Annotated in this window: 13 protein-coding genes; 7 read left to right on the top strand and 6 right to left on the bottom strand. The window is 70.8% G+C overall.

What is annotated here, in order from left to right; translation table 11 throughout:
* The first annotated feature begins 9 nt into the window (after positions 1-9).
* From ACZ37P_RS03575 to ACZ37P_RS03560, 4 genes are all read left to right on the top strand, one after another.
* A complete protein-coding gene (locus ACZ37P_RS03575) occupies positions 10-1,254 on the top strand; it encodes an LCP family protein (RefSeq protein WP_467344680.1) in 1,245 nt (414 codons plus the stop codon).
* Positions 1,255-1,393: 139 nt separating this feature from the next.
* On the top strand, positions 1,394-2,566 hold the full coding sequence (locus ACZ37P_RS03570) for an acyl-CoA dehydrogenase family protein (protein WP_391051522.1): 1,173 nt from the start codon (positions 1,394-1,396) through the stop codon (positions 2,564-2,566).
* A 295-nt stretch (positions 2,567-2,861) separates the two neighbouring features.
* A complete protein-coding gene (locus ACZ37P_RS03565) occupies positions 2,862-3,566 on the top strand; it encodes an LAETG motif-containing sortase-dependent surface protein (protein WP_391162248.1) in 705 nt (234 codons plus the stop codon).
* Between the two features lie 167 nt (positions 3,567-3,733).
* Complete coding sequence (locus tag ACZ37P_RS03560) at positions 3,734-4,156, top strand: hypothetical protein (protein ID WP_355350031.1); 423 nt, start codon at positions 3,734-3,736, stop codon at positions 4,154-4,156.
* Positions 4,157-4,344: 188 nt separating this feature from the next.
* On the opposite strand, the gene ACZ37P_RS03555 is transcribed toward ACZ37P_RS03560, so the two are convergent.
* On the bottom strand, positions 4,345-5,559 hold the full coding sequence (locus ACZ37P_RS03555) for an LCP family protein (RefSeq protein ID WP_355350028.1): 1,215 nt from the start codon (positions 5,557-5,559) through the stop codon (positions 4,345-4,347).
* A gap of 321 nt (positions 5,560-5,880) precedes the next feature.
* Here ACZ37P_RS03555 and ACZ37P_RS03550 point away from each other — a divergent pair, with 321 nt between their 5' ends.
* Entirely contained in the window at positions 5,881-6,360 is a 480-nt protein-coding gene (locus tag ACZ37P_RS03550) for an acyl-CoA thioesterase (protein WP_391051690.1), read from the top strand.
* 168 nt (positions 6,361-6,528) lie between these two features.
* On the opposite strand, the gene ACZ37P_RS03545 is transcribed toward ACZ37P_RS03550, so the two are convergent.
* A complete protein-coding gene (locus ACZ37P_RS03545) occupies positions 6,529-8,082 on the bottom strand; it encodes an LCP family protein (protein WP_467344675.1) in 1,554 nt (517 codons plus the stop codon).
* A gap of 118 nt (positions 8,083-8,200) precedes the next feature.
* On the opposite strand from ACZ37P_RS03545, the gene ACZ37P_RS03540 reads away from it, so the two are divergent.
* Positions 8,201-9,337, top strand: coding sequence for a glycosyltransferase family 2 protein (locus ACZ37P_RS03540; RefSeq protein ID WP_467344674.1), 1,137 nt, complete (start codon positions 8,201-8,203; stop codon positions 9,335-9,337).
* 60 nt (positions 9,338-9,397) lie between these two features.
* Here ACZ37P_RS03540 and ACZ37P_RS03535 read toward each other — a convergent pair whose 3' ends face one another.
* From ACZ37P_RS03535 to ACZ37P_RS03520, 4 genes are all read right to left on the bottom strand, one after another.
* Entirely contained in the window at positions 9,398-11,206 is a 1,809-nt protein-coding gene (locus ACZ37P_RS03535) for an LCP family protein (protein WP_401310167.1), read from the bottom strand.
* Positions 11,207-11,518: 312 nt separating this feature from the next.
* On the bottom strand, positions 11,519-13,339 hold the full coding sequence (locus ACZ37P_RS03530) for an LCP family protein (RefSeq protein ID WP_467344672.1): 1,821 nt from the start codon (positions 13,337-13,339) through the stop codon (positions 11,519-11,521).
* Positions 13,340-13,492: 153 nt separating this feature from the next.
* On the bottom strand, positions 13,493-14,998 hold the full coding sequence (locus ACZ37P_RS03525) for an LCP family protein (RefSeq protein ID WP_467344671.1): 1,506 nt from the start codon (positions 14,996-14,998) through the stop codon (positions 13,493-13,495).
* Between the two features lie 186 nt (positions 14,999-15,184).
* A complete protein-coding gene (locus ACZ37P_RS03520; protein ID WP_355350010.1) occupies positions 15,185-15,976 on the bottom strand; it encodes a TIGR03089 family protein in 792 nt (263 codons plus the stop codon).
* 207 nt (positions 15,977-16,183) lie between these two features.
* Here ACZ37P_RS03520 and manB point away from each other — a divergent pair, with 207 nt between their 5' ends.
* On the top strand, positions 16,184-17,323 hold the full coding sequence (gene manB, locus ACZ37P_RS03515) for a mannose-1-phosphate guanylyltransferase (RefSeq protein ID WP_401716027.1): 1,140 nt from the start codon (positions 16,184-16,186) through the stop codon (positions 17,321-17,323).
* Positions 17,324-17,367: the final 44 nt, after the last annotated feature.

The raw sequence follows: 17,367 nt of genomic DNA, 5'->3' as shown, positions 1-17,367 counted from the left end.
GGAACGGACGTGACGACGCCGGATCAGCGGCGGGACCGGGGGCCGGACGAGGGGCGGTCGCCGGAACCGGAGGGGATAACGGGGCGGATATCGGGGCGGATATCGGCCGTCAAGCGCGAGCCGGGGTCCGAGCCGGAGCCGGAGTCGGCACTTGAGCCGGATGCGGAGGACGGCCTCGCGCCCGACGGTCCTGACGGCCCCGACAGCCCGGCGCGCACGACCCGGCGGCGCCGCCGTACCCGCCGCGTGCTGTACGCGGCCGTGATCCTGCTCTGCACCGGTGTGCTGCTGGTCGTCGGCACCGCCTACTGGGCCTTCCAGCACTACACCGGCCGCGTCGAGCGCATCCCGAACGCCTTCCCGACCGACGTACCGGCCGCCGCGCAGCCGCAGGCGTCCAAGAGCGGCAGCCAGACCTTCCTGCTGGTCGGCCTGGACGCCAGGTCCGACCTGCCGACCACCGGCAAGAACGCCAAGGCGCCGGAGTGGAAGCCGGGCGCCCAGCGCAGCGACACGATGATGCTCGTGCACCTGCCCGCCGACCACAAACACGCGTACGTCGTCTCGCTGCCGCGCGACTCCTGGGTGAGCATCCCCGGCCACGGCCAGGCGAAGCTGAACGCGGCCTTCTCCTGGGGCGGCCCGCCGCTGCTGATCGACACCGTGCAGCGGCTCACCAAGGTGAAGGTCGACCACCTCGCGGTGATCGACTGGAGCGGCTTCAAGAATCTGACCAACGCGGTCGGCGGCGTGGACATCACCGTCGACAAGACGGTCGACCGCCGCAACGGCCCCGGCGGGGTCTGGACGGCCGGCCCCCACCACATGAACGGCGACGACGCCCTCGACTACGTGCGCGAGCGCTACGGCCTGCCGCGCGGCGACCTGGACCGTACGCACCGGCAGCAGAATTTCCTGCGGGCCGTGCTGTCCAAGATGCTCTCCGGCGGCACCTTCTCCAACCCGCTCAAGCTCAAGCGGACCCTGGACCAGGTGACGTCCGTGGTGAGCGTGGACGACAGGCTGTCCAACGGCGATCTGCGCGACCTGGTGTGGAACATGCGCGATGTGCGCTCCTCGGACATGGTGTTCATGAACGCGCCGATCTCCGGCTTCGACACCATCAAGAAGCAGTCCGTGGTGCTGCTGGACGCCAACGGCTCCTCCGAGCTGTGGCAGGCGCTCCGCAACGACACGATGAGCGACTATCTCGCGAACAACACCGTCGACCGGCTCGGCGACAAGGTGTCGTGAGGCGTTGCGGGGCGTTGTGGTGTGTCGTGCGGTGTTCCGCGGGTGTCATGAACGTCACGTAGGTGGCGCCGCGGGCGCGGGCCTAGGATCATTGGGTTACTTAACGGTAGTTAGCGCTGCACTCGGGGAGTGAGACACCTTGGCCGGATCCTCCGACTTCGACCTTTTCCGTACGTCCGAGGAGCACGACATGCTCCGGGACGCGGTCCGCTCCCTCGCGGAGGCGAAGATCGCGCCGTTCGCGGCCGAGGTGGACGAGCACGGCCGCTTCCCGCAGGAGGCCCGTGACGCGCTGGAGGCCAACGACCTGCACGCGATCCACGTCCCCGAGGCGTACGACGGCCCGGGCGCGGACGCGCTGTCCACGGTCATCGTGATCGAGGAGGTGGCGCGGGTCTGCGCCTCCTCCTCCCTCATCCCCGCGGTCAACAAGCTCGGCTCGCTGCCCGTACAGCTCTCCGGCTCCGAGGAGCTGAAGACGAGGTACCTCGGCGCCCTGGCGCGCAAGGAGGGCATGTTCTCGTACGCGCTGTCCGAGCCCGAGGCCGGCTCGGACGCGGCGGGCATGAAGACCCGCGCGGTACGCGACGGCGACACCTTCGTGCTCAACGGCGTCAAGCGCTGGATCACCAACGCGGGCGTCTCCGAGTTCTACACGGTCATGGCCGTCACCGACCCCGACAAGCGCTCCAAGGGCATCTCCGCGTTCGTGGTCGAGAAGGGCGACGAGGGCGTCTCCTTCGGCGCCCCCGAGAAGAAGCTCGGCATCAAGGGCTCCCCGACCCGCGAGGTCTACTTCGACAACGTCCGCATCCCCGCCGACCGCATGATCGGCGCCGAGGGCACCGGCTTCGCCACCGCGATGAGGACCCTCGACCACACCCGCGTCACCATCGCCGCCCAGGCCATCGGCATCGCCCAGGGCGCCCTCGACTACGCCAAGGGCTACGTCAAGGAGCGCCAGCAGTTCGGCAAGGCCATCGCCGAATTCCAGGGCATCCAGTTCATGCTCGCCGACATGGCCATGAAGCTCGAAGCCGCCCGCCAGCTCACCTACGCCGCCGCCGCCAGGTCAGAACGCGTCTCGGCCGGCGGCAAGGAGGAAGACCTCACCTTCTTCGGCGCCGCCGCCAAGTGCTACGCCTCCGACGTCGCCATGGACATCACCACCGACGCCGTCCAACTCCTCGGCGGCTACGGCTACACCCGCGACTACCCCGTCGAGCGCATGATGCGCGACGCCAAAATCACCCAAATCTACGAGGGCACCAACCAGGTCCAGCGCATCGTGATGGCGCGAAACCTCCCCTAGGGCGGGGGGTGGTGATAGGCGGGTGACGGGGGTGAAGTGGGTGACGGGGGAGGGCGGTTCGGGGGGTTCAGTACAACGATCGGGGGAAGATCGCTATGTCCGACTATCCGGTGTAGTCCGGTGGTTCGGGCGGGGGGGATCGTCACCCGGCGCCGTTTAGCGGGCGGTTTGCGATCAATTGACAAGCGGACGCGGCGGCTTGTAGAGGTTTGAGGGCCACAGGTGGCGCGGGAGTTCGATCCCGCCCCTTGTGTGCCCTTTCCGCGCTTGTGATCCGATCCCGTGAAGGGAAGACGTGTCCATATCCCGCCGTACCGCAATCGCGGTGCGTACCATCGGCGTTGCCTCCGCCGCAGCCGCGCTCGCGCTGGGCGTTGCAGGCAACGCGTTCGCTTGCAACATCTCCGAGTTCTCCGCCCAAGCCTCGTGCGACAACGGCAAGGGCTCGATCGACGTCACCAACAAGGACTACTCCCACACGCTGGTGAACATCACCGTGTCGCAGGGGCAGACCGAGGTCGGTCACCAGGAGAACCTGACCGGGACGCGTCAGGGCGTCACCGTCAACTTCCCGGTCGACTGGTCGCCGTCCACGACGTACACGGTCACCGTCGTGAAGGCTTCCGGCCAGAAGGTCGGCACCACGGACGTGAAGACGCCGGAGACCGCGTGCAAGGTCGACACCCCGACCACGCCCGCGACCGACACGCCGACCACGCCGGCCACCGACACTCCGTCGGACACGCCGACCACGCCGGCGACCGAAACGCCGTCGACGGCCCCGTCCGACACCCCCACCGCGACGCCGAGCACCAGCGGCGCGGCGGCGGTTGACGACACCAACGCTCCCTCGCCCGCGGCCGGTGGCACCACCGACCTGGCCGAGACCGGCGGCGGCAGCAACACGGGCATGATCGCCGGTGTCGCCGGCGCGCTCGTGGTGGTCGGCGGCGGCGCCGTCTACGGCCTGCGTCGTCGTACGGCCGGTGCGCGTCACTAAGGTCACGATCCGGCCAACTACGCGTCGCTGAGGTCTCGTTCGTCACCGGCGTGTATCAATGCAAACCCTGCGCGTACCTGACAGGCAGCAGGCGATACGCTGCGACGCCGTCGTCATCCGACGGCGTCGCGGCAATCGTCCACACACCTGAAGCAGGGGGACCCTTTATGGCCATTCGCAAGTCCACGATGCAGGAGCAGGTGGCTCAGGCCATCGCGGAGATCAACCCGAGCGACCGTCCGATCGCCACGATCCACACGGTCACCGGACCGAGCCCGTGGCTGATCAACTCGCTCGGCCTGATCGCCCAGGCATTCGTGAAGTACTACTTCGTCACGGTCACCGAGCAGGCCGTGGTCTTCCACAAGGCGGGCCGCATGAGCTCCCGCCCGAAGGAGCTCGTCGCCGCGATACCGCGCGCCGAGGCCGCGGGCCTGGTGTCCGAGGTCAAGCGGAACGCCCTGTGGAGCTCGCTGAAGTTCCAGCTCCCCGGTGAGCCCAAGCCGACCCGGCTGAACGTGGCCCGTTACTGGCGCACCGAGCTCGACCAGTGGGTGCCCGCCGTGACCGGAGCCCCGGCCGCCGTCTGAGCCCGAGGCGTCCAGCCCGAGGCATCTGAGCCCGAGGCGTCAGACCCCGAGGTGTCAGACCTTCGAGGATCAGATCCCGAGGCAGCAGACTCCGTACCGTCACCGAAGGCCCCGGCCCCCGCAGCGACGATTCGCCGCGGGGGCCGGGGCCTTCAGTGTGTGCCGTCCCGTCGGTGCCCGCCCGGTACCTACTTGGTGGCGGTCACCTTCTGGTCGTTCTTCAGCTCGTCGAAGAGCGTCTTCGCCTTCGTCATGTCCCACTTCACGGCGTCGCCGTCATTGGGCGTCATGTAGTTGGCGTTGCCGATCGGGACCGTGACGGAGTTGCCGTCGCCGCCCGTGACGCCCTTCATGGCCCAGAACATCGAGGCCAGGTTCATCAGGCTCATCTTCTTGTCGACGATGAGCGTGTCGAGCCCGGAGCCGATCACCGGGTAGAGCTTGAACGGGTTGAGGATCGTCGTCGGCGAGGCCGCCTGGTGGGCCAGCGTCGACAGGAACTTCTGCTGGTTGCGCATCCGGCCGAGGTCCTGGTCGGCCTCCTGGTGCCGCTGCCGGACGAAGGCCAGCGACTGCTTGCCGTTGAGCTTCTGGCAGCCCGCCGCGAAGTCGGCGCCCGACGCCTTGTCCTTCAGCGGCTTGTCCAGGCACATGTTGACACCGCCGAGCGCGTTCACCAGGTTCACGAACCCGGAGAAGCCGATCTCCGCGTAGTGGTCGATGTGCAGGCCGGTGTTGTACTCGATGGTGCGGGTCAGCAGCTCGGGGCCGCCGTCGGAGTACGCGCGGTTCAGCTTGTGCGTGGAGGCCGCGTACCGCTTGCCCGACTTCTGGCCGGTGAAGGCCGGGATCGTGACGTACGAGTCGCGCGGCAGGCTCATCATGGTGGTCCCGTTGCCGCCGGTGTGCAGGATCATCATGGAGTCGGTGCGCTGGCCGTCCGCGGCGCCGGTGTGCAGGTCCTTCTCGTCCTGCTTGGTCAGCCCCTCACGGCTGTCCGAACCGACGATCAGATAGTTGGTGCCCTTGCCCGTCGGCGGGCGGTCCTCGACCTTGCTCAGGTCGACCTCGCGGCGCACCTTGGAGTCGGCCCAGAAGTACGTGGAGACGGACACCACCAGCAGCGCCACGACCAGACCGAGCGCCGTGATGCCGATCTTCTTGCGGGTGCTCCAGCGGGGCCTGCGGGGGCCGGTGGCGGTCCCGCCGGGCGGGGGCGGGCCGAAGCCGCCTCCGCCCTGGCCGCCTCGGCCGGGGCCCGCGGGCCCCGCGGGGCCGGGACGTCGGACGGGCTGCGGCGGTACCCCGCCCGCCGCGGCGGCGGCCCGGCGCGGCGACAGTTCAGGGGGCAGCGGCGGCTCGGCGCCGCGGCGCTGCTCGGTGTCATCGCTCCAACCGTTCATGGTGGAAAGTGTGCCCGGCCTCGGGCGACGACCGGGAATCCACGGCGGTTCTGTAGCAGACCCGATGCATTCGGCCACCGGCCGCGACCGTTTCGCAACGGACATAAGGTTGCTGTCATGATCGATCGCCCCACCCCCGAGAGCCCGGCAGTCCCCGAGAGCCCAGCCGCCCCCGAAGCCCCGGCCACGCCTGAGGCCCTGGCGGCGCCTGAGGCCCTGGGGGCACCTGAGGCCCTGGCCACGTCCGACGTCCCCGCTCCCGACGGCGCGGCGCTCCCGGGCAAGCCGACCTCGGCGTCCCGCATCACGCTCTCGCACATCATGAGCGCGCACGACACCAATCTGCTGGGCACCGTCCACGGCGGCGTCGTCATGAAGCTGGTGGACGACGCGGCGGGCGCCGTCGCGGGACGGCACTCGGGCGGCCCCGCCGTCACCGGCGCGATGGACGAGATGATCTTCCTCGAACCGGTCAGGGTCGGTGACCTCCTCGCCGTGAAGGCCCAGGTCAACTGGACCGGCCGCACCTCCATGGAGGTCGGCGTCCGCGTCATGGCCGAGCGCTGGAATGAGTCGGGCGTCGCCAAGCAGGTCGCCAGCGCCTACCTCGTCTTCGTCGCGGTCGACGTCGAGGGCAAGCCCCGGCACGTACCGCCGGTCCTGCCCGAGACCGACCGCGACCGCCGCCGCTGGCAGGAGGCCCAGATCCGCCGCACCCACCGCCTGGCCCGCCGCCGCGCGATCGTGGAGCTGCGCCGCCGCCGCGCGGCCGAGGGCCTGGACGACCAGGGCGTGTCCTGAGCGGTTCGGAAAGTCGGCCGGGGGCCCCGGGGACGCACCCCGAGACCCCCGGCCGTCCGGCCCTCAGGCCGTTGAGCAGCCGATCGGGTCAGCAGCGGATCAGTTGAGCAGCCGGTCAGTTGAGCAACCGATCCGATCAGCGTCCGGTCCGATCGGCACCTCATCCGGTCAGCACCCGACCTCGTCACCCGTCAGCGCGGAGTCCATCGTCCCCGACGCCCCGCCGTCGTCCGCCGTCACCGGCGTGACCGCCTTGTAGTCGGAGCCGAGCACCACCTTCATCGTCTTGCCCTGGCCGGGCACGGCCACCAGCTCGGAGCCGGGCAGCGCGGTGGCGAGGGACTGCGCGGAGCGGTCCCAACGGGGGTCGTAGCGGATCACGGTCCGCGCGCTGGGGTGCTCGGACGTCCCGGGGGTGCCGACGGTCGAGAAACCGGTGGCGGCCAGCGCCTTCTGCGCGGCGGCGGCCAGCCCGCTGGTGTCGGTGCCGTTCTGGACCGAGACCCTGATGGTCGCGGGGTCGACGTCCACCTTGACGCCCTTGTGTTTCCTGGCCGTCTTGTGGTGCACCGCCAGCGGCCGGTCCGCGCGGATCGCCGCCCACATCTTCCCGGCCTTGGCGGTGTCCCACTTCACGGTGGAGCCGACGCCCGGGACGGAGTAGTCCGTGTCGCTCAGCGGCACGGAGCCGAACTCCGACGAGCTGGCCGTGAGGCCCTTCATGCCCTCCGCGAGCGCGATCAGGTCACCCGCCTTGAGGTTCTGGTCGGCGCGCACCGACCCGAGCACGGTCGAGGCGACCCGGCTCAGCTCCAGCGGGTTGGCCAGCGTCCCGCCGCTGGTGATCTTGTGGATGACCTGGGCCACGAACCGCTGCTGCCGCTGCATCCGCCCCAGATCCGCCGCCGCGTCCAGATGCCGGGCGCGTACGTACTGGAGCGCCTGTCCGCCGTCCAGCTTCGTGGTGCCGACCGGCAGGTCGAGGCCGGTGTAGGAGTCCTTCAGCGGGCGCGTCGTGCAGACCGGGACGCCGCCGATGACGTCGACCGTCTTCATGAAGCTCGTGAAGTCGACCTCCAGGTAGTGGTCGATGTGCACACCGGTGAGCTGCTCGACGGTACGGACGGTCAGCTTCGGGCCGCCGTCCGCGTACGCCTGGTTGATCTTCGCCGGGTGGGTGTCCGCCTGGACCTCGGCGGCGGGCGCGGCACCCGCTGTACCGGAGGCCGTGCCGGACGGCGTGGCCGAGGGTGCGGCGGACGGCGTGCCGGGCGGTGACGCGCTCGCCGGAGGGGACCCGGAGGACGACGCGTCCGCCGACGGCTGGTCCGGCAGGCGTACGTACGTATCGCGCGGGATGCTCACGATGCTCGCGTGCGAACGGTCCTCCGACAGGTGCACCAGCATGATCGTGTCGGTGCAGTGACAGGGCGCGCCGCCCAGGTGGTACGCCTTCCTCGTCGCCGGGTCCAGGCCGTCGCGGCCGTCCGTGCCGACCAGCAGGAAGTTGGTGCCCTTGGACCCGTCGGGACGCCCCTCCATCCCGCCGAAGGCGTCCACCCGGTCGATCGCGCCGCTGACCCCGTTCAGCACGGCGTGGCCCACTCCGCTCGCGGTGATGATCAGCAGGGCCAGGCCGCCGATGATCCGGGTGCTCCAGCGGATCGGCGGACGTCGGCGCGCGGGGGGCACTCGGGTGGGCGGCACACGGGTGGGCGGCACAGGGAATCCCTCCGTGCGGTGACAGGGGCGTGCGGACCCGTTCAGGCTAGGGACAAATAGGACAGTAGGTCTTGACCCCACGCGCTGGGGTCCCCCATTAGCGGTAACGTTTGCCGCGATGAACGCCGCCGCTCCTGACCCCGCCACCCGTGCCGCCGCGCCGCAGAACCCCGCGCCCCCGGCAGTCTCCGTGATCATGCCGGTGCTCAACGAGGAGCGCCATCTGCGCGACTCGGTGCGGCACATCCTGGAGCAGGACTATCCGGGCGAGCTGGAGGTCGTCATCGCGCTGGGCCCGTCCACGGACGGTACGGACGCGATCGCCGCCGAGCTGACCGCCGCCGACCCGCGGGTCCACACGGTGCCCAACCCCACCGGCCGCACCCCCGCCGCGCTCAACGCGGCGATCAAGGCGTCCCGGCACCCGGTCGTCGTACGCGTCGACGGGCACGGCATGCTCTCGCCCGACTACATCGCCACCGCCGTCCGCCTCCTCGACGAGACGGGCGCGGCGAACGTCGGCGGCATCATGCACGCCGAGGGCGAGAACGACTGGGAGCGCGCGGTCGCCGCCGCCATGACGTCGAAGATCGGCGTCGGCAACGCGGCCTTCCACACCGGAGGCGCCGCCGCCCCCGCCGACACCGTCTACCTCGGCGTCTTCCGCCGCGAGGTGCTGGAGCGGCAGGACGGCTACAACGTGGAGTTCATCCGCGCCCAGGACTGGGAGCTGAACTACCGCATCCGCGAGGCCGGCCACCTCATCTGGTTCTCGCCCGAACTGCGCGTCTCCTACCGGCCTCGCCCCACCGTGCGCGCGCTCGCCAAGCAGTACAAGGACTACGGCCGCTGGCGGCGCGTCGTCACCCGCTACCACCGCGGCTCGGTCAACCTGCGCTACCTGGCCGCCCCCGTCGCCCTGTTCGCCAACGCGGCGGGCATCGTCGTCGGCGCGGCCGTCACCCCGTGGGCGCTGCTGGTGCCCGCCGCGTACGTGGCCGCCATCACCGTCGGCTCGCTCCCGGCGGGCCGCGGCCTGTCCTTCGGCGCCCGGCTGCGTATCCCGCTCGCCCTGGCCACCATGCACATGTGCTGGGGCTACGGCTTCCTCACCAGCCCGCGCTCGCTGGCCCGCCGAGTGATCGCCAGCCGCCGCCCCGCGGTGCGCGACGCGGAGTCGCGACAGCAGGGCCAGCAGGACGGGCAGGGCCAGCAGGACGGCCAGCAGACGGAGACGGCCCGCGCGGAGGCGTGAGCCGCTCCCCGCGCGGGCCGGTCGTACCGCCTGCCGGTCCCGCCCTCTCCCACCCGCGTCCTACCAGCGGTAGATCGGCAGCACCTCCATGCAGCCGGTCGTGTCCGCGCCGTTCACCGCCTCCGCCGTCGTCGGCACGGAACCGCTCTTCGGCAGCGTCTTGCTGAAGTCCGTACCGGTCTTCCAGTCCGCGCCGATGGTCAAGGTGATGGTGTCGACGTCCGCGGACGCCTTCACATTGCCCGCCGGGATCTTCAGCGCCTTGCCCACCGCCGTGGCGTCGGCCTTGCCCTGGTCACCGCTGCTCGTCGGATACGTGAGGGTGGTGCCCGGGCTCGGCTTGGTCTGCTGGCTCGCCTCCGCCTTGGTGAAGCCCGCGGTCTTGAGCGTGGTGGCGATACCGCCCGCGCGGTTCGGCGTGGCCACGCCGTCCGAGGTGCCCGCGGTGCCGTTGACCACGGAGACCGCGATGGTGTCGGAGGCCGCGGCTGGCGGGCCCTGCGGCGCGGTCGTGGCCGGTGTCGTGGCGGGCGCCCCGCTCGCCGGGGTCTTCGCCTTGCCGTTGCCGTCCATCGCCACGTCGTTGCGCAGCAGCGACCAGACCTGGGGCGCGTCCGCCGACGGGATGTAGTGCGCCAGCGGGGCCTTCGGGTCCGCGTCGTGCGGCATCGTCAGCATCGTGATGCGGTCCGACGGCACGGTCTTGAGCTGCATGCCCAGGTCGTACAGCTTCTTCGGGGTGCCGATCTCCTTGGAGACCTCGAACGCCTCCATCGCGGTGGTCGCGATCTTGTTGAGCTTGCCCGGGTCGGTGAAGAGGTTCTGGCTGCGCAACTGCCGGATCAGCGCGCTCATGTACATGTGCTGCGCCTTGGCCCGCGCGGCGTCGCTGCCCCAGGCGTGCCGGGTCCGCAGCCACTTCAGCGCGGTCTCGCCGTAGATCTTCTGCTTGCCCGCCTTGAGGTGCAGGTGCGAGCCGCCGGGCTGGGCCGGGGTCGAGTGGTCGTCCACATTCTGCTTCACGCAGACCTCGACGCCGCCGACGACGTCGGCCATCTTCACCACACCGGAGAAGTCGATGGTCAGCCAGTGGTCGATGTAGACGCCGGTCAGATTCTGCACGGTGGCCAGGGTGCAGCCCGCGCCGCCGCGGCCGAGCGACGCGTTGATGATGTCGTTGACCGGCGCGAACTTCTCGTGCGTCTTGGGGTCGGTGCACGCCGGGATGTTGACGCGGGTGTCGCGCGGGATGCTGACCACGGACATGTTGCTGCGGTCCGCGGACAGGTGCGCGATCATGATCACGTCGGCGCGGGCGGCGTCGCCCACGGTGTTCTTGGCACCGCCGAGCTTCAGATCCTCGGGGTCGTTGCGGCTGTCGGAGCCCAGGATGAGGATGTTCATCGCCGTCTTGCCGGCGGCGTTGGCCTTCGTCTTCGCCACGGTCGAGCTGCCGCTGACGCGCTCGCCCTTGCGGATCTTGCCCGCCAGGTACTCGTAGTAGCCGTAGGCCGCGCCCGCCGAGCCGAGCACCGCGACCGCGGCGCCGATGGACACCCACTTCAGGACCCTGCGCTTACGGCTCTTCGTGCGCCGCCGTGAGCCGCCACGCCGGTGACCGCCACCGCCCGCCGCGCCGCGCTGGCCCGGTATTCGCTCGGGTGGCTCCTGCCCGCCGTCGGAAGAGGCGGGGTCGGCGTCCGGTCCCGCGCCGGAGCCCGCGCCGTCGTCGCCGCCGGAGTCCGTACCTGATGGCGCGCCGGGCGCGTAGGCGCGGGCGTCGTCCCGGTACAGGCTCTCGTCCCATCCCCGGTGGTCCGGGTTGGGTGCCGTACCGAAGCCGTTCCCTCCCACTGTCCCGTCGCGCATCCCGAACCTCCCTGTGGCGCGCATCGTCATCACGGTGACCGGCCGCGCGCCTTCGCGCGGGGTGTACGGACGGTGCACGCCGACGCGCCGCCCTACCCGGGTCATACTGGGTCGCCCCACTGTCAGACGGCTGTGAGCGGCGAGGAGTTGCACCCGGAGATCGTCAATTAGCGGACGCCGGGACTCCGGCGCCCGCCCGGATCACATCAGAGGGTGACGGAGGTCACGGCATTCGCCGCGTTCACCGGATTGACCGTATTCACCGCGTTTACGGTATTCACCGCGTTCGTCGCGTGCGCGACATCCGTGACCTCACTTCACGCACGCCGTGTCGGCGGCCTCGGTCTTCGGGAGGTCCGAGGGAGCCGCGGTGGGCGGGCCGATCGGGGTGCCGGGCGCCGTGAAGTCCTTGCCGAGAGTCAGCTTCATGTACGCGAGCGGCGCCGCGTCCGTCGTGCCCTGCTTCAGCGCGGAGGCGGGCAGCCCCATCATCGCGGCCAGCGAACGCGCCTGGTCGGCCTGGTTCGGCGCGTACTCCAGGACGGTCCTGGCGGTGGCGGGCGCGTTGCCGCCGTTCGCCGAGCGGTTGACGCCCTGGGTGTTCTGGAGCCAGTTGACGGTGCTCTGCGCCGCGCCGAAGGTCCCGCTGCCGTTGAGCACGTTGACGCGGGTGTCGTGCGGGGTCGCCTTCGGCCCGCTCAGCCGGGGGTCGGGCGTGGCGGACGGCTTCTTCACCGCGGTCAGCGACACGTCGTTCTTGATCAGCGCGAAGAGCTGCGGGGCCTTGACCGGGTCGACGACGACGGTGGCGTGCACCTTCTCGTTCGGGTTGTCGAGCACCGGCAGGGTGGTGAAGCTGATGTGCTTCTCGTCCACCTCGCTGAGGTCCTTGGCCAGGCTGGTGAGCTTGCTCACGCTGCCGATCGCGCTGTCCACGGTGAGCGCCTTGGTGGCCGCGTCCGCCAGCGTGAACAGCTTCTTCGGGTTGGTCAGCGTGCCGCTCGACTTGATCTTCCGGATCATCGCGCTCAGGAAGTTCTGCTGGAGCTTGATCCGGTCCAGGTCGCTCTGGTTCTTGAGCGCGTGCCGGGTCCGTACGAACTCCAGCGCCGTCTCGCCCTGGATGTTGTGCGGTCCCGCGCTCAGGTTCAGATGGGACTTCGGGTCGACCAGCGGCCGGGCGAGGCAGACGTCGACACCGCCGACGGCCGTCGACAGGGCCTTCACCGCCTCGAAGTTGACCATCATGAAGTGGTCGATCGGCAGCCCCGTCATCGCCGTCACCGCGCGCATGGTGCAGCCGGGGTCGCGGCCGTCCACGCCCAGGCTCTCGTTGAACTTGGGCGTGGTGAGCTGCGCGGGCGTGCCCGGAACCGTCTTGGTGCTGCCGTCCTTCTGCTTCGTCGGGCAGTCGGGGATGGAGGTGACGATGTCGCGGGGGATGCTCATCGCGGTCGCGTTGCTGCGGTCGGCCGACACATGGAAGAGGATCGTGGTGTCCGCGTGGCCGACGCTGCCCGCGTCGCCGTACTTCTTGCCGAGGCCGACCCGGCTGTCCGTGCCGATCACCAGCACGTTCATCGGACCGGTGTGCGTGACGTCCTTGCTGCCCGCGTTGCCGACGTCCACCGTCGTGATGTTGTTGTTGAAGTGCTGGTAGACGAGGTAGCCGCCGACGCCGACCGCCACCAGCACGAAGCTCACCGTGCCCGCGGTCCACAACAGGACCTTCTTCTTACGGGACTTCTTGTTCCTCGCCTTGCGACGGCTGGTCGGCGTGGACACGTCGGCCGAGCCGCCCCCCAGTCGCGCCGAGCCGGTGGTGGAGGTCGTGGCACCGGTCCTGGCCGCGAGGCGGGCCGCGCGCCGGCCGCCGGGGGGCGGGGCGGGGCTGTCCGTCGGGCCGGTCCCGGCCCCGGTCGCGTCGTCGTCCCCTGCGGTAGGAGCTGAGTCGCGCCCTTGGCCGCGCCCGGCGTCCCGCGGTGCGGGGGAGGCGTCGCGATGACCGCTCTGCCCCGGCACGGTGGGCCTCGGCGCCGCGTCCGGCTCCAGCCGCAACTGGTACGTACCGGTCGCCGGGTCCAGGACCCACTGGTCCGCCGGGTCGATGTTCCTACGGCCTTGCGTGTCCACGGTCGCTCGGGTCCTCCATCCGGGATCGGCCGGATCGCTCACACTAGCCCCACAGTTCAGCGCCGATGCGCGCCCGTGACAAATCGAGCGCCCCTACAACCGGACAAAGCTGCCGATCCCGCCTGCCGACCAGGTGGACTCTTTAGCGGGATTTCACCCGCTCTTGCCACAGATGTCGCGGTCCGCGGTCGTCCCGCGGTACGTGGGGCCCGTGGGGGTGGTCGTGGGCGTGGCCGTAGAGGTCGAGCCCGCGGACGGGGTGCCGGGCGTACGCGTACCGCCCGCGCTGTCACCGCCGCCGTCTCCGCTGTCCGGCGCCTTGTCCGACACGTTCACCGGCCGGTCGTCGCGCAGCGTCTTGAAGAGGGTGTCGGCGGCGGGCTGGACGAGCTGGTCGCGGTTGATGTCGTTGACGTACTGCTCGCGCGGCACGGTCAGGAAGTGCACGTTCCCGGTCGGTATCTGCTGGAGGCTGTGCGCGAGGGTGTACAGCTCGCTCAGCGAGTCCAGGCCGGGGTCGGCGGTCAGCGACGAGGTGGCGGCCGACAGCAGCGGGTAGAGCTTGGTCGGGTTGAGCAGCACGCCGTTGCTGCTCACCTTCTTCAACAGCGAGGCGAGGAACGCCTGTTGCCGGTCCATCCGCATGGTGTCGCTGCCGTCGCCGATGCCGTGCCGGGCGCGTACGTATCCCAGCGCCTGCTCGCCGTTGAGCGTCTGCCGTCCCGCGGGCAGGTCGAGGTGCGCGTACGTGTCGTGCACCGGCTCGGCCAGGCACACATCGACACCGTTCACCGCCCCGACCATCTTCTTGAAGCCGTTGAAGTCCACGATCAGGTGATGGTCGACGCGGATGCCGGTCATCTTCTCGACCGTACGGATGGTGCAGGCCGCGCCGCCCGACTCGAACGCCCAGTTGAACTGCTCGAAGCGCTCGTGGTCCTCCTTGCCGCTCGGCAGGGTGCAACGCGGCACGTGCGTCATCAGGTCACGCGGGAGGCTGACGGCGGTGGCGCTCTTCCGGTCGGCGGATATGTGCAGCAGGATCGTGGTGTCCGAGCGCTGAGTGCCGCTGTCCTGGCCGTACTTGCTGTTGCCGTTCCCGCGGTTGTCCGAGCCGATCAGCAGGATGTTCTGGGCCTCCGTCGGGCCCTGCGTGGGGCGCTCGGAGGCGTGCACCTTCAGGTCGTTCTCGGTCGCGGTGTCGGTCGTGATGTTGCCGTTGAGCCGCTGGTAGAGGTACCAGCCGGTGCCCGCGCAGGCCAGCACGAGTACGGCGGTGCACAGGGCGACGACCTTCAGCCAGCGCCAGTTCTTGGGGGTGGCGGGCTCCTCCGCCGGGGCGGCGGGACCTTCGACCGGCGGCGTATCCGTCTCCGTATCGGCAGCCGGCTCCGCGGCCTTTTCCGTATCGGCGTCCGGTTCCGTCCCCGCGTCCGCGTCCGTCCCCGCGTCCGCGTCCGCTTCGGTCTCGGCCTCTGGTTCTGCCTCAGCCTCGGCTTCGGTCTCGGTCTCGGCCTCTGCCTCTGGTTCTGCTTCCGCTTCGGTCGTCGGCTCGGCGGGCTCGTCCGACCGCGCCTTCTGTGTGCCGGACGCGTCGTCGGAGCCGTCGGAGGCGGGGGGAACGGAGTCACCCTGCGGAGGCTCTGCTGGCGTGGTCACGTCGGGGCCCGTCTCTCGGAAGTCGCCGGTTACCGGGGACAGGCTTGCGATTACCCGCCCGGCATTCGTTCAGACAGCCGAATACGGTGGTTGGTTGCCTGGGTACCCGAAATCCACAGACAGCTGTTGACGAGATGTGACGGAAGTGACGACAGAGGCGTCCGGCGAGGCCGGGGCGCGTGACCGCTACAGAGATACGGTGACGCGCTCGGCGTCCTTCCGCTTGGCCAACTGCTCCTCGGGCAGCCGGTCGAGGTTGCGGCAGAGCACCACGGAGGCGTCGGCGGCGAGCGGCGCGAGCAGCCCGGCCGCGAGCCCGTCCCACGTGTCGAAGGACAGCGGCGACAGCAGCCGTCCGCCGCGGCCGAGCCCGAGTGCGGCGGCCGACGCGCGCGCCTTGGCGACGACCTCGGACGCGGTCAGCACACCCCCGCCGTCCGGCAGTACGAGCGCGGGCGCGTCCGGGCCGACCGGCGCGTAGGGCGCGAAACGGTCGCCCTGGCTCGGCACCTCCACCGCGTAGTCGACGAAGCCCGCGGGCGGCTGCGGGAAGCGTCCGCCCAGCGGCCGGAGCGCGAGCGCGACCCGCTCGCCGCCGCAGGCCCGCGCCGCGTCCAGGGTGTCCGGGCCGCTGACCACCAGGTCGGCACCGGCCGGATCGCCGCCGGGCGCCACGACGACGCCCGCCGAGAAACCGGCCAGCACCCACACGGCCGTCTGCCAGTGCGCGGGCAGCAGCAGCGCCAGCCGGTCGCCGGGCTGCGCGCCCAACTCGTCCTGGAGCAGATTCGCGGTCTTCGCCACCCAGTTCCCGAAGGTCGCCACCGACAACTCGACGCGTTCACCCGTCGCGTCGTCGTAGAAGGTGACCAGCGGGCGGCCCGGATCACCGCGCAGCGCGGCGTCGAGCAGCCCGGCGGGAGTCGCGGGGCCCTGGGGAGTGCGGGGCGTGTCGGGCGTGTTGGCGGTCGGCGTCACGCGTGTCAGGCTACCCCCAGCGATCACCACGGCCTGTGCCCGTACGGGTACGGGGCCGGTTCCCCGTGCGGCCGTCGCGGGTGGCGTCCCCGTCCGACTCGGCGCGTCCGACTCGGCTCGTCCGTACGGGTGTCAGTGCGGCGGCGCGGCCGACTGTCCGTCAGTTCGTGAATACTCATCTTTACGGCTTATGTCACTATGCTTGCCATGCGAGCACACCCCGCCTCCGCCGTCAGCGCGGAGCGCCCCGTGGAGAGCCCTGCGGCAACCGAAGCGATCCTCCTGGTCGGGGGCAAGGGCACCCGGCTCAGGCCGCTGACCGTGCACACCCCGAAGCCGATGGTCCCGGCGGCCGGAGTCCCGTTCCTCACCCACCAGCTCGCGCGCGCCAGGGCCGCCGGGGTCGAGCACGTGGTGCTCGCCACCTCCTACCTCGCCGAGGTCTTCGAACCGCACTTCGGCGACGGCTCGGCGCTCGGCCTGCACCTCGAATACGTCACCGAGACCGAGCCGCTGGGCACCGGCGGAGCCATCCGCAACGTCGCCCACCGGCTGCGCTCCGCGCCCGGCGACCCCGTCTTGGTCCTCAACGGCGACATCCTCACCGGCCTCGACATCCCCGCCCTCGTCGGCACCCACCGCGCCACCGGCGCCGACATCTCGCTGCACCTGACCAAGGTCGCCGACCCGCGCGCCTTCGGCCTCGTCCCCACCGACGCGGACGGCCGCGTCACGGCCTTCCTGGAGAAGCCGCAGACGCCGGAGGAGATCGTCACCGACCAGATCAACGCGGGGTGTTACGTCTTCACCCGCTCGGTCATCGACACCATTCCGGCCGGGCGGCCGGTCTCCGTCGAACGCGAGACCTTCCCCGACCTGCTCGCCGCCGGCGCCCACCTCCAGGGCATGGTCGACTCCACCTACTGGCTCGACCTCGGCACCCCGCAGGCGTTCGTCCGCGGCTCCGCCGACCTCGTGCTCGGCCACGCGCCGTCCCCCGCCGTCGCGGGCCTCGGCGGCGACCACCTCGTCCTGACCGGCGCCCATGTCGCCGCCGACGCCAAGCTCTCCGGCGGCACCTGTGTCTCCACGGGCGCCGTCATCGGGGCCGGCGCCCGCGTCGACGGCAGCACCGTGCTGTCCGGCGCCACCGTCGAGCCCGGCGCCGTCGTCCGCGACTCGCTCGTCGGCATCGGCGCCGTCATCGGCGCCCGCACCGTCCTCGACGGCGCCGTCGTGGGCGACGGCGCGCACATCGGCCCCGACAACGAACTGCGCGACGGCGTACGGATCTGGTGCGGAGCCCGGATTCCGGCGGGCGCGGTGCGGTTCTCGTCGGACCAGTAGGGCGGGGGGCTCGGCTTTACGGGGGCGGGGCGGCGGGTGCGTCG

It is taken from the genome of Streptomyces sp. NPDC024632 (assembly GCF_055559175.1).
This window is presented reverse-complemented; position numbering and strand designations above follow the sequence as displayed.

Excerpts from the sequence above, each read along its gene's own strand:
- ACZ37P_RS03560 (WP_355350031.1), top strand. The coding sequence starts at position 3,734 with ATGGCCATTCGCAAGTCCACGATGCAGGAGCAGGTGGCTCAGGCCATC.
- ACZ37P_RS03555 (WP_355350028.1), bottom strand. The coding sequence starts at position 5,559 with ATGAACGGTTGGAGCGATGACACCGAGCAGCGCCGCGGCGCCGAGCCG.
- ACZ37P_RS03550 (WP_391051690.1), top strand. The coding sequence starts at position 5,881 with ATGAGCGCGCACGACACCAATCTGCTGGGCACCGTCCACGGCGGCGTC.
- ACZ37P_RS03540 (WP_467344674.1), top strand. The coding sequence starts at position 8,201 with ATGAACGCCGCCGCTCCTGACCCCGCCACCCGTGCCGCCGCGCCGCAG.
- ACZ37P_RS03535 (WP_401310167.1), bottom strand. The coding sequence starts at position 11,206 with ATGCGCGACGGGACAGTGGGAGGGAACGGCTTCGGTACGGCACCCAAC.
- manB (WP_401716027.1), top strand. The coding sequence starts at position 16,184 with ATGCGAGCACACCCCGCCTCCGCCGTCAGCGCGGAGCGCCCCGTGGAG.